We start from the raw sequence: 12,497 nt of genomic DNA on the forward strand, positions 1-12,497 counted from the left end.
TCCTGATTACTATGTGTTGAGATGAATCCCACACTCTTCACTAAGTCCTCCAAATCTTGTTGATCTACCTTTATTATTACTATTTTCTGCTTCGCTTGAATGCCAATCACCTACGGTAGAAAAACCTTTTTCAAATAATGGATGTTGGGGTAAATTATTGTTTTCCATGTAATAGAAAATATCTTTTTTAGTCCATTTCAACAGTGGTCGAAGAGTTAAACGATTTCTTATGTAATCAATATGTGACATAGATTGTCTATTTTTAGTTTGACCTTTTCTTACTCCGCTAGCCCAGCAATCAACTTTTAGGTTGGTCAAAATTTTTTCAAGAGGTTCAACCTTACGCATCTGATGATATTTTTCAAGATCTTTTTGTACCCCTGTTTCCCAAAGACGACCATACAAGGCCTCCATTCTGGCTGGGGATATAGGACTTTGGGCAACTACTAAATCTAATTCAAATAGTTTTGTTAACTCTTCTGCATAGGTATAAGTTTCTTTTGGTAGATAGCCAGTATCAATCCAAATGACTTTTGGCTTGTTGATTGATTTCAAGAGCACTGTCATATGAAGTAAGACAGCTGATTGGATTCCAAAACTAGTTGTTAAAACAAATTTTTCATCAAATTGCTCATAACCCCATTGCAGTTGATCTTGAGCAGAAAGCTTTTCCAAATCTTTGCTCGTCTCGTCAATTGATTTCACTAGAAAAGGTTGAGTAAAGTTGTTGGCTTCTCTCAAATCATAGTTGTAGTTGTCTTGGGATTCTTTCTGCATATTTGAGTATTAAATGCCGAATCGGTAAAAGTTTGTTTAGGGTCTTTGAAATCATCTTAGATCTCGTCCCTATGGACTTGAACAATTTGAAATCTGACCCAATAGTTGTTGTAGGTGGTGGCTTTGGAGGACTTTCTACTGTCCAAGCTTTATTAGCTCACTCTGTTGGAACCCCAATCATCTTGATTGATCAAAGTCCTAGATTCCTGTTTAAGCCATTTCTGTATGAATTGTTAAGTGGTGAACTTCAATTATGGGAGGTAGCACCTTTCTATTCAGCTCTATCTACAGAACTAGGATTTATTTTTTTACAAGAATGTGTAGCTGAGGTTGATGAATTTGAACGAAAGTTAATTACTTCCTCCGGAATTGAATTGAGATACTCTCAACTGGTCATTAGCACAGGATTGACAACTGATTTTTCAGTTGTAGAAGACTTGGAAGAATATGCTTATGGTTTTTCTAATTTAAATGACTTTCAAAGAATTAAACAGTTGATAACTTCAATAAATAATTCTTCTACATGCTTAGATCCATTAGTGATTGCTGGAGCAGGCCCAACTGGTGTTGAGCTTGCATGCAAAGTTGCTGATTTAGTTAATAATCGAGTAGAAATATATTTAGTTGATAAAGGGAGCAAAATTTTATCAAAATCTAAATCTTTTAATCGAGAAAAAGCAATAGATGAAATGGCTAGGAGAAATGTAAAGATATACTTAGACCATCATATTAAGTCTGTAAATGAAAGTTATATAGAAATTTCAACTGAAAAAAATAAGTCATTAAAAGTTAATTATTCTGGCTTGATATGGACCGCAGGATTAAAGCCTTTTCCATCAAAATTATTAGATCCTTGGTTGAATGAAAATAAAAAGATCATAGTAAATAAATTCTTGCAAATGAATGAATTTCAAAATATTTTTTTTCTAGGAGATATTACATTTAATGAGCATGATCCCTTTCCTTCCTCGGCTCAAGTGGCAATGCAGCAGGGTTTTTTAACAGCTCAAAATATTATTTCTCTTAGAAAAAGAAAAAAACTTAAATCATTTGAATTTGAAGATCTTGGAGAGATGTTAAGCCTTGGCATTGGTAATGCATCTATCACAGGCTATGGAATCACTTTGGCAGGACCTCTTGCTTTTGAAATCAGACGTTTAGCGTATTTAATTAGAATACCTGGTTTTTCTCTATCTTTGAAATCCACAGGATCATGGCTATTTAGTAAAAAAATAATTAATCGTTTATTTTCTCATTATCATTAGTTCCTTTTACAGTAGTCTTTAAATTAATACTTGGACAGAGTCTGTTGAACAGGGTATTAATTAAAGAATATGAATGAGATATTAACTGTTTTAGAGAATCCTAAAGCTGTCATAACTTTGGCAGTATTGATTATTGCAGTTTTTTTATTTGTAAGTAGTGCTCTAGCTCCTGAATTAACAGGACTTTTGAGTGTTGCATTGTTGATGGCCACAGGAGTTTTGTCTCCTCAAAAAGCATTGGCTGGCTTTGGTAGCCCTGCTTTAATTACACTGATGGGTTTATTTGCTGTTTCTGCAGCACTTTTTAAAAGTGGTGCCCTTGATCGTTTAAGAGAGTTAATTGCTTCTGAAAGTATTCGTACCCCTCGGAGATTGATAGCTTTACTTGGATTAGTTGTTGCTCCCGTCTCAGGCGTGGTCCCTAATACTCCTGTTGTGGCTTCTCTTTTACCAGTAATCGAGGCTTGGTGTATTAAACGAAAATTATCCCCATCGCGTGTGTTACTACCACTATCGTTCGCGACAGTTTTGGGTGGAACCTTAACTCTTTTGGGGAGTTCAGTAAATTTGTTGGTAAGCGATATTAGTGATCAACTTGGCTACGGCTCTTTTGATTTGTTTACTTTTACGGCAATAGGAGTCCCTATATGGCTATTTGGGACAGCGTATATGTTGTTAGCCCCTCAATCTCTATTGCCTGATCGAGGGAGAATTAGCTCAGAATATGGAGGGAGTTCGGATCAGACTGTCTATTTTACTGAGGTCACAATCCCTTCTGATTCAGAACTTGTAGGACATTCATTGAGAAATAGTCGCTTACAGAGACGATTTGATGTGGATGTTTTAGAAATACAACGAGAGAATGAGAGACTTTTACCCCCTTTGGCTGATCGGATAATTCAATCAAGTGATCGCTTGTTGATAAGGATTACTCGTGCAGATCTTTTGCGTTTAAAACAAGAACATACTGTTCAGTTAAATAAAAACTTAAATATTGAGAAAAATTTTTTTCTGCCCAATATTGATGCAGGGCAAAAAACAGTAGAGGTTCTTTTACCAGCTGGCTCAACGTTGGCTGGCGCGAGTTTGCGTGAATTGCGATTTAGACAAAGACACAATGCGACTGTTTTAGCCTTAAGACGAGGGCAGCAAACTGTTCAAGAAAGGCTGGGACAAGCAATTCTAAGAGAGGGAGACGTATTACTACTTCAAGCTCCTAGAGATTCAATTAGAGGATTACAGGACAGCAATGACTTACTTGTTTTGGATCAATTTGAGAATGATCTGCCAACTGTTACTAGAAAACCAATAGCAATTGGTATCGCTATCGCTATGTTGATTATACCTTCAATCACCGACTTGCCTTTAGTCGCTTCTGTTCTAATGGCTGTAATCGGGATGGTGTGGGGTGGATGTTTGAGGCCCGCAGAGGTTCAAAGATCAATTCGACTTGATGTCATTCTTTTACTTGGATCCCTTTCTAGTTTTAGTGTCGCAATGCAAAACACTGGTCTCGCTGATGCTTTTGCTAATGCTTTAATTTTTATATTGCAAGACTTACCTACTTACACTTCTTTATTAGTAATTTTTCTTTCAACCACAATATTTACTCAATTTGTCAGTAATGCTGCCTCAGTAGCTCTTTTGGCCCCCATAGCTGTTCAATTGGCGCCTAGCATGGGGCTACCCCCATTGGCTTTATTGATAACAGTCCTTTTTGGCGCTAGTCAATCTTTTCTCACCCCTATGGGTTATCAGACAAACTTAATGGTATTTGGCCCTGGGCGTTATCAGTTTTTAGACGTCACGAGATACGGAGCTGGGTTGACAATTTTGATGACGTTTCTAGTTCCTGGGTTAATTTTACTAAAGTATAGTATCTCTTAAAAATGTGGAATATGATTATTAATTTAGGCAAGATTTTAGGGAATCCATATGATTTTGATTGTTTAAACTTTGATGAAATTATATTTTTCAATTTTCAAAGAAAGTGAGTATTAGGAAAGACTCTTACAGAAGGCTTACGGTTCCACAATTCACTGTGGCGACTGGTTTACTAGTGGTTACTTTTGGAACATTATTGTTAGCTACACCTTTTTGCTCTAATGAAAATGTAGGTTTATGGGAGGCATTATTTACTGCAACTTCTGCTGTGACAGTAACTGGGTTATCAATTATTGATGTAGGAATAGATTTAACATTTTTTGGGCAAATTATTTTAGCGATTATGTTATTGATAGGCGGTCTAGGCCTAATGGCAATCACTACATTTTTGCAGGGATTTATTGTTAGTGGAACAGAATTAAAAACACGTCTGGATAGAGGAAAAACTCTGGATGAGTTTGGAGTTGGTGGTGTAGGTAAAACTTTTCAGGGGATAGCTATAACAGCAACTATATTAATAAGTTTGGGTGCAATTACTTTATACTTTTTTGGCTTTAATAATATAACTAATTCAAGTGAAAGGATATGGGCGGCAATATTTCATAGTATTTCAGCTTATAATAACGCTGGTTTTAGTTTATGGACAAATAGCTTACAAGATTATAGAAACAATCTGGTGGTAAATATTGTCTTGATCATTTTAATAATATTGGGTGGTTTTGGATGGAGAGTGACAAATGATATCTGGATAAATCGTAGGTCTTTAAAATTAAGAAATCTAAGTCTTCATACACGCTTAGTTATTAGATCCTCTTTCATATTAGTTTCACTTGGCTTATTCGGATTAATTTTTACTGAATCATTAGCTCGGGGTAGCTTCTTTTCGTTAATTAATTTTGATGATCGTATATTAACTGCACTATTTACATCTGTTAGTGCGCGAACTGCAGGATTTACTAATTTACCTATTTCAATTGAGAGTGTTTCAGATTCTGGTCTTCTTTTGATGATGTTTCTGATGTTTATAGGAGCAAGCCCTGGTGGTACAGGAGGAGGAATAAAGACCACAACTATTGCTGCGTTAATGGCGGCTACCAGAGCAACACTACGTGGCCAAAATGAAATTATTATTCGTAATCGTCAGATATCTGACAAAGTAGTTCTTAAAGCTGTTGGAATAACAGTTGGTTCATTATTATTTGTATTAATTATGGCCCTATTATTAAGTTTGAGTAATGGATTTAATAGTGGAGTGAATTTTTCATTTTTAGAAATGCTTTTTACGTGTATTTCTGCCTTCGCAACGGTAGGGTTTGATCTTGGTGTGACATCTGAGTTAGGTCACTTTGGCCAATTAATACTTATTATTGGCATGTTTGTTGGCAGATTAGGCATCCTTTTATTCTTGAGCGCGTTATGGCAAGCTCTTTATAAAAGCAAGCTTCAACATCGGAATCGAGTTGGCTACCCGAGGGAAGATCTCTATGTTTAAGGAGGACAAATCATGAGTGATTGGTGGCAATGGTCTCCAAAAAAAGGAGATCAGAAACTAGGTTTTGCTGTAGTAGGAATAGGTCGTTTTGGGAGTGCAGTATGCAGAGAGTTATTGAGAAATGGTGCAGATGTTTTGGCTGTTGATGCATCAGAGAAGGCAATTGAAGAATTACGTCAATTAGAGCCAACAATTGAAGCGAGAGTAGTGGACTCTACTGATGAAGAATCTATGAAAGAAGCGGGTGTCCTTGAAATGGGGACTGTAGTAGTAGGTATTAGTGAGCCAATTGAGGCAAGTATTACGACAACACTTATTGCAAAAGATACGGATGGAAGTTTGGTGAAGCAGGTTATTGCACGAGCAACAAGTGATCTGCACGAAAAAATGCTAAAACGAGTTGGTGCTGATCGAGTTGTTTTCCCCTCAAGAATGCAAGGGGAAAGATTAGGTTTGGAATTGGTAAGACCGAATTTGATTGAAAGATTAGAACTCGATGATAAAACTGGCATTGATGAGATCAAAGTACCTGAGGCCTTTATTGGACGTTCTCTAAGAGATTTGAATCTTAGAAAGAATTATTTTGTTAATGTTTTAGCCGCTGGTCCAGCTCAACTACTAACGGTCAATCCTCCTGCTAAATATATTTTAGAAAAAGATCATGTTCTTGTAGTTATGGGTTCAATGGAAGATCTGCAAAAGCTTCCTCAAACTTAACCTATGCGTGTTTTGGGTTTGATGAGTGGTACTAGTGCAGATGGAATAGATGCAGTTTTAGTTGAGTTTAAAGGTGATCCTTCAAAGCCAAAATGGAAAATTTTGAATACAGGTTCTTATGAATATCCATCATCAACTAGAGACAAAATTATAAAAGTTGGTCAAGGATTAAAAATTAGCAGTAAAGATTGGCTTGAGTTGGCTGAGGAAATTACTGAATTAAATGCTTTTGCTGCAAAAGCTTGTGACCCTAATTCAACTGCAGAGGTTGTTGGATGTCATGGTCAAACAGTATTTCATAGAAGTGTAAAAAACTCTCAAAGAGGAGGAACTCTTCAAATCCTTTTAGGACCATTGCTTTCAAAAATTTTAGATAAAATTGTTATTTATGATTTTAGATCAAACGATATCGCCTCGGGTGGTCATGGTGCTCCTTTGGTAGCGATAGTGGATGAGGCTTTAGTTGGAAGATTATTTGGTTGGAGAGGAATTCTTAATCTTGGAGGAATTGCGAATCTCACCATTATTCCACCAAAAACTGGAATTGATAAAACCTCGAAGTGTTTAGGATGGGATTGTGGACCGGCTAACTCTCTAATGGATTTAGCTATTCAAGAAAGTACTAATTCATCTTCTCAATTTGATCAGAATGGGTTATTAGCATCACTTGGGACACCTAAATTAAATATCATTGAAAAATGGTTAAAGGAACCTTTTTTTCATTTAGAACCTCCTCGTTCTACTGGAAGAGAGCAATTTGGTTTTCAAGATTTACAAATAAGAAAAAAGGAAGTGGGTAATATCTCAAAAGAAGATCTACTATCAACACTCGCTACGTTCACTACTTCAATAATTGCTCAAGATTTGGATAATCTTTATAGGACAAAAAAAATACGTTTAATTGAACTTTTGATTGCTGGCGGTGGTACTAGGAATTTATTTTTAATGAAACAATTACAGAAACAATGTTGTGGTATTTATGTTCGTCACATTAATGAAATTGGAATTCCATTTCAATATAGAGAAGCTTTGGCTTTTGCAACTTTATCTTGGTGGAATTTATTAGGCAAAAGATTTAATCCTAAATACATTACAGGAGCAGATAAATCTATGCTTTTTGGAGTAAGAATTGATCCTTAATATTATTTGAGTGAATTATTAATTTCTTTTAAACTTTAATCTTTTAGGAACACCCTTTAATCTTTGTGTTTTTTGCTTTTCTAACGCATTGATAAAACTTTGAGTTGAAACTTTTTTATTTTCTATTTCACTAGATTCTGAATTCCCTCTGATTTCGTGACGCTTAACTCCTTCCTGTATTAAAACTTTCGCCATATTGCTCACAGTTCTAGATTCTTGTTTTGCTAACTCTGATAATTGATCACATAAATCTTCAGGCAGCACAACTTGAATACGTGGCGACTTTTGTTTCCCGTTAGATGAATTTTGACGAGTAGCCATGCGTACAAAGAACTACCAGATACTTAATAGTGTACACTTATACGCAAGGATACTATCCTTGTGTATGATACTTGCCATTCTGGCCTGTTTTGCCTTATCAACCTGTACCTGAATTTTTTGATTAAAAGGAGTATTTCATGTCTAATCCATCTCTTCCACAAACATCTAAACCTCTTTCTTCTGATGTTGTTAATACAAGAGCTGTAAAACGACCAAGAAGGAAGAATCGTCGTAATGGTTCGAATGGAGATGTTTTAATTTCTGCTGTTGTGAGTTCTTATTTATTGACTCATTTACATCATGTTTTACAAAGAGCAGAGTATGGCGCGAGTAAAGAAGGAAGATCCTCTCACGCGGCAAACTTTGCGCAATTACGTAAAGTACTTTGTATGGATGCTAGAAGCATGAAAGATGCTTCTGCTTTAGGTTTAAAAGAAAGTGATTTAGATCAGTGCAATGAATCTCCTAGTTTCCAGACAAAAGCTGCTTAATTGAATATTCTTTAATTAGTTAGTGATTCTCTCATGAGCGGCAATGCTGCAGAGCTTTATAAGCTTATAAAGGCAGATCCTGAAAAGAAACAAGATCTTTTTCGTCAAGCTCTTCAAAATCCCAAGGGAGCGATGCAAGCAATATGTAAATTTGGAAATGAAATGAATTTGCCAGTTACGTCAGAAGAGGTGAAAGAATATTTGTCTAACATTGATGATTCAGAAACTAAACAATGGCTTTTAAAAGCTAGAGGTGGTTTGTGATTAGTTTTTTATTGAACCATTGATTTCTAATGAATTTTGACCATTTTCTTGTACGCCTCTCCTGTCATATCCACCTCCTCCTGCCATTGTCCAAAAAAACCAATAACTAGGAATTGCAAGAGCGGCTGCGAGAACTAAAGCGGTAATTTGTTCGAGTCTTAACATGGCCTTACCTAAGTAATGTAATTTAAATCAGTTGGCATCTATTAAAGCTAATGATTGATGGTAATTCACACGAGGTTTTGCTCTAGTGTTGCGACTTGAGAAAATTAGTAAGATTTATCCCACTGGGGAAGTTTTAAAAAATATCAGTTGGGAAATAAAAAATGGTGAGAGAATTGGGCTCGTTGGAGTTAATGGAGCGGGAAAATCCACACAATTAAAAATTATTGCTGGATTGGAAGAGGCAACTGATGGATCTTTGATTACTGAAGGAGATCCATCTATTGCATATTTAAAACAGGAATTTGATGTTGATATTGCAAGAACTGTTAGAGAAGAGTTGTTTGAGGCATTTCAAGAAGCATCTGATTTGCTTCATAAGCAAAAGTTAATTCAAGAAAAAATGGAATCTGAATTAGCTTCTCAAGATTCAGATTATTTGAATTCACTTATTAAAGAATTAAGTGTTATTCAAAGTAAATTTGAATCGATAAATGGTTATGATTTAGAGTCTAAAATTGAAAAACTTTTACCAAATATTGGTTTTAATCAAAAAGATGCAGGAAGGTTAGTAGGTGACTTTTCTGGTGGTTGGCAGATGAGAATAGCTTTAGGAAAAATTCTCCTGCAAAGTCCTGATTTATTGTTATTAGATGAACCAACTAATCATTTAGATTTAGAGACTATCGAATGGCTAGAGAACTATTTACTTAATCAGAAAGTAGCAATGGTAATTGTTAGTCATGATAGATCTTTTCTAGATAAAGTCTGTACAAAAATTGTTAATACAGAGCGAGGTCAATCTAAAAGTTATTTAGGAAATTATACATCATATATTCAACAGAGAGATTTTGAAGTAGAATCAACAAGAGCTGCATATGAAAAACAGCAAAAGGATATTCAAGTTCAAAAGGCATATATAGAAAGATTTAGAGCGAGCGCTACAAGAAGTACACAAGCTAAAAGTAGAGAAAAGTTATTAGATAAAGTTGATAAAATATCAGCACCTGAGAGTAGCTTAAAAGGACCTTTATTTAAATTTATGGATGCACCTCGCTCTGGTAAGGAAGTATTAAATATTAATGATTTAACTCATAGTTATGAAGATAATATTTTATTTTTAGGAGCTGATTTAGAGGTTGAACCTGGTGAAAGAATAGCTTTTTTGGGAGAAAATGGTTCTGGTAAATCTACTTTACTTAGATTAATTATGGGTTTAGAAGAGGCGGACGAAGGATCTATCGAATTAGGTAAATATAATGTTTTCCCTAGCTATTTTGAACAAAATCAGGCGGAAGCATTAGAGTTAGAAAAAACAGTAATTGAGACAATTAATGAATGTGTTCCAAGTTGGACGCAAACTCAGGTAAGGTCTTTATTAGGTAGCTTTGGATTAATCAATGATTCTGTTTTTAAGGAGGTTAGTCAAATAAGTGGAGGAGAAAAAGCAAGACTTGCTTTAGCTTTAATGATTATTAAACCATCAAATTTGTTAATACTTGATGAACCTACTAATCATTTGGATATACCTTCAAAGCAAATGTTAGAAAAGGCCTTATCTGATTATAATGGCACTGCATTAATAGTTTCTCATGATAGATATTTTATTTCAAAAGTTGCCAATAAGATAGTTGAAATACGTGATGGTCAGTTAATAAAGTACAGAGGTGATTACAAATATTATAAAGAGAAAAAAATAGAAGAAAAAAGAGAAAAAGAAAAAGAATTAAAATTAGCAGATCTTGAAAGAAAAAGGTTAGCTAATAGAGAAAAACAAAGAAAAAGAAAAAAACTTCGAAAAAAATAATATTTATAAGAAATTATCTTTTTAATTTATAATTCAAGCTCATAGATATCAATAGGTTTAATAATTTTAAAATACTCAGCATTTTCCCTAACTATTTTAATCCTTAGAGTTGATTTCAAATCATTCTGGTTAATTTTTTCTACCACATCCGCTGGAGTCTTGATTTTCTCATTATTAATTGAAATTATTAGATCATTAATTTTTAATCCACCTTTTTCAGCAGGTCCATTGGGTGTCACATATTTAATAATTGCCCCATTTTCTCTTTGGGAAAGAAAATTACTTTTTTGTTTGATATTACTTGAAAGTGTTACACCTATCATTGGATGGTTAGCCCTGCCAGTTGTGATTAAATCTTTTGCGATTTTCCTGGCTCTATTGATTGGTATTGCAAAACCTAATCCTGCCCCTGGCCCTGTACGAACAAGAGTATTAATTCCAATTACTTCCCCAAAAGAATTTAATAGTGGACCTCCAGAATTACCTGGATTAATTGCAGCATCAGTTTGGATTAAATCGATCCTTTTGTCTGATATGCCTAATTGGGCGACATCTCTATTTAGATTACTAATTATTCCAAGCGTAACGGTATTTTCAAGTCCAAAAGGATTCCCCACTGCAATGGCCCAATCACCAACTTTTAGTTGATCTGAATCACCTAGTGGAGCTGTTGGCCATGGACCTTTTTCTTTAAGCTGAATTACTGCAAGATCAGTTAAAGAATCTTGTCCAACCACCTTTCCTATCACTCTTCGTCCGTCTGATAAACCTACTATGAGTTGATCAGTGTTTTCTATGACATGTGCATTTGTTAAGACAAGACCTTTCTTAGAAAAAATCACTCCACTTCCTTGGCCTCTTTCAATTCTTGATCTTGGAATTTGGAGTCCTTTTAGACCAAAGAATCGTTCAAAATATGGATCATTCAAGATACCTGGAGGGAATACTCCTTCTCGTGAAGATATAACTTTTCGCTCGGTTTCAATTGTGACAACAGCATTTCCACTAATAGTAAGTGCTTTTGATACAAAAGATTGTTGTTTTAAATTTTGTGCTGCTGCTAGCGAAGCTTCACCAGACTTAACCGAAGGATTAAATTGGAAGTTAAAAGCAAAAAATACAAATAAAACAAGAATTTTAAGATATTTTTTTTGGTGAATTGTTGTAGCCCTTATTAAAAGGCTTGTTATATCTAATCTATTCATGTTCCTCTAAAAGGGATTAGCTTAGATTCTGATAATTACTTTAGCCAATTTCAAAATGGAAAGATCCATTATTTGATTACCGTAGATTTTTACTAAAGAACTTTCTCATCGAAGTTTATTTCCTTTAGAATCTTGATCTGAATTATTCTATTATTGAAAATGAAATCACAGCGACTTCAAAACTTCATTTGATTAAGCCATTTCGTTATTTGATTTCTCATTTTACAAATGTTGAGCAATTTCTTACCTTTTTTATATGGTCTTTCAGTTTTTGTGTTGTTGATTTTGGCTGCAAGAATAATGCTGAATGGTTTTTTTACAGGTCAACCTTCAAAGACTAAAAATGCATTTTCAAACGAAAGAAGTGACGATCGAACAGGTTTAGTTACTATTCATCCTGAGATATTAAACAAAGATGGTGACATTACTGATGAAGATTTGCTCACAGTTCGTTTTTCAAAGGACACTGATCACCCACAATCATATGAAAAGCCTTCTGAATAATTTTCATTAGATTTTTTGGTTTGACATCAAATAGTTCTCAAAGAGATTTTAATTATGGAACAAAGAACCCGCATAGTAGCTGCAGTTTTGAAAAATATGAAGTTACCTCCACGGTTTCGTCTCAGATTATTAAAGGAAGATCCAGTGAGGCTTGAACTCAGCCTCACTCCAGCTTATGGGAAAGATCCAATTCAAGTTGGGCTAGTGGAATCTCTTGATTTAGTTGCCAGAAGAGATAGAGAAGGAAGAATTCCTAGAGATTTACAAGGCACATGGGATTGGACAGTACGACATGGGGAAGTTAGTACAGGTGGTTGGAATCCTTATTTAAAAGAAGCTCTTCAAACAATGTTCGAAACAGGATTACCAGCAATTATTTATGAGGAATTAACTGGAGAAGATTATCATCCAGTTGACGGAGCAAAACATGTTCGCTAGCTTTTTTGAGTTTTTAAAAATCAATTAATT

Annotated in this window: 14 protein-coding genes; 10 read left to right on the top strand and 4 right to left on the bottom strand. The window is 34.8% G+C overall.

Annotated features, from left to right (window positions below; genetic code table 11):
- Nucleotides 1-9 precede the first annotated feature (9 nt).
- Nucleotides 10-777 carry a phosphoadenylyl-sulfate reductase gene (locus tag DNJ73_RS00715; RefSeq protein ID WP_158465812.1) on the bottom strand — a complete coding sequence of 256 codons (768 nt, stop codon included), beginning with the start codon at nt 775-777 and terminating at the stop codon, nt 10-12.
- Nucleotides 778-848: 71 nt separating this feature from the next.
- Here DNJ73_RS00715 and DNJ73_RS00720 point away from each other — a divergent pair, with 71 nt between their 5' ends.
- From DNJ73_RS00720 to DNJ73_RS00740, 5 genes are all read left to right on the top strand, one after another.
- The gene (locus DNJ73_RS00720; protein WP_158465813.1) at nt 849-2,042 is read left to right on the top strand and encodes an NAD(P)/FAD-dependent oxidoreductase; all 1,194 of its coding nucleotides are present in this window, start codon (nt 849-851) and stop codon (nt 2,040-2,042) included.
- Between the two features lie 69 nt (nt 2,043-2,111).
- The gene (locus DNJ73_RS00725) at nt 2,112-3,929 is read left to right on the top strand and encodes an SLC13 family permease (RefSeq protein ID WP_158465814.1); all 1,818 of its coding nucleotides are present in this window, start codon (nt 2,112-2,114) and stop codon (nt 3,927-3,929) included.
- A 103-nt stretch (nt 3,930-4,032) separates the two neighbouring features.
- The gene (locus DNJ73_RS00730) at nt 4,033-5,418 is read left to right on the top strand and encodes a TrkH family potassium uptake protein (protein ID WP_158465815.1); all 1,386 of its coding nucleotides are present in this window, start codon (nt 4,033-4,035) and stop codon (nt 5,416-5,418) included.
- A 12-nt stretch (nt 5,419-5,430) separates the two neighbouring features.
- The gene (locus DNJ73_RS00735; RefSeq protein ID WP_158465816.1) at nt 5,431-6,135 is read left to right on the top strand and encodes a potassium channel family protein; all 705 of its coding nucleotides are present in this window, start codon (nt 5,431-5,433) and stop codon (nt 6,133-6,135) included.
- A 3-nt stretch (nt 6,136-6,138) separates the two neighbouring features.
- The gene (locus tag DNJ73_RS00740) at nt 6,139-7,275 is read left to right on the top strand and encodes an anhydro-N-acetylmuramic acid kinase (RefSeq protein WP_158465817.1); all 1,137 of its coding nucleotides are present in this window, start codon (nt 6,139-6,141) and stop codon (nt 7,273-7,275) included.
- 18 nt (nt 7,276-7,293) lie between these two features.
- On the opposite strand, the gene DNJ73_RS00745 is transcribed toward DNJ73_RS00740, so the two are convergent.
- Nucleotides 7,294-7,596, bottom strand: coding sequence for a ribbon-helix-helix domain-containing protein (locus DNJ73_RS00745; RefSeq protein WP_158465818.1), 303 nt, complete (start codon nt 7,594-7,596; stop codon nt 7,294-7,296).
- A 137-nt stretch (nt 7,597-7,733) separates the two neighbouring features.
- On the opposite strand from DNJ73_RS00745, the gene DNJ73_RS00750 reads away from it, so the two are divergent.
- Nucleotides 7,734-8,087, top strand: coding sequence for a hypothetical protein (locus DNJ73_RS00750; RefSeq protein ID WP_158465819.1), 354 nt, complete (start codon nt 7,734-7,736; stop codon nt 8,085-8,087).
- Between the two features lie 33 nt (nt 8,088-8,120).
- Entirely contained in the window at nt 8,121-8,351 is a 231-nt protein-coding gene (locus DNJ73_RS00755) for a hypothetical protein (protein ID WP_158465820.1), read from the top strand.
- On the opposite strand, the gene DNJ73_RS09685 is transcribed toward DNJ73_RS00755, so the two are convergent.
- Nucleotides 8,352-8,516 (bottom strand): hypothetical protein, encoded by a 165-nt coding sequence (locus DNJ73_RS09685; RefSeq protein WP_187152518.1) that lies wholly within the window; start codon nt 8,514-8,516, stop codon nt 8,352-8,354. It lies immediately after the preceding gene.
- A gap of 85 nt (nt 8,517-8,601) precedes the next feature.
- Between DNJ73_RS09685 and DNJ73_RS00760 the strand changes: the two genes are divergently transcribed.
- Nucleotides 8,602-10,320 (top strand): ABC-F family ATP-binding cassette domain-containing protein, encoded by a 1,719-nt coding sequence (locus DNJ73_RS00760; RefSeq protein ID WP_158465821.1) that lies wholly within the window; start codon nt 8,602-8,604, stop codon nt 10,318-10,320.
- Nucleotides 10,321-10,346: 26 nt separating this feature from the next.
- Here the strand turns inward: DNJ73_RS00760 and DNJ73_RS00765 are convergent, their stop codons facing one another.
- Nucleotides 10,347-11,525: a trypsin-like peptidase domain-containing protein gene (locus tag DNJ73_RS00765; RefSeq protein WP_158465822.1), complete on the bottom strand. Its 1,179-nt coding sequence runs from the start codon at nt 11,523-11,525 to the stop codon at nt 10,347-10,349.
- 228 nt (nt 11,526-11,753) lie between these two features.
- Here DNJ73_RS00765 and DNJ73_RS00770 point away from each other — a divergent pair, with 228 nt between their 5' ends.
- Entirely contained in the window at nt 11,754-12,029 is a 276-nt protein-coding gene (locus DNJ73_RS00770) for a DUF2973 domain-containing protein (protein WP_158465823.1), read from the top strand.
- A 54-nt stretch (nt 12,030-12,083) separates the two neighbouring features.
- Nucleotides 12,084-12,467 (top strand): hypothetical protein, encoded by a 384-nt coding sequence (locus DNJ73_RS00775; RefSeq protein WP_158465824.1) that lies wholly within the window; start codon nt 12,084-12,086, stop codon nt 12,465-12,467.
- Nucleotides 12,468-12,497 lie beyond the last annotated feature (30 nt).

It is taken from the genome of Prochlorococcus marinus XMU1408, assembly GCF_003208055.1.
Classification (GTDB): Bacteria; Cyanobacteriota; Cyanobacteriia; order PCC-6307; family Cyanobiaceae; genus Prochlorococcus_B; species Prochlorococcus_B marinus_A.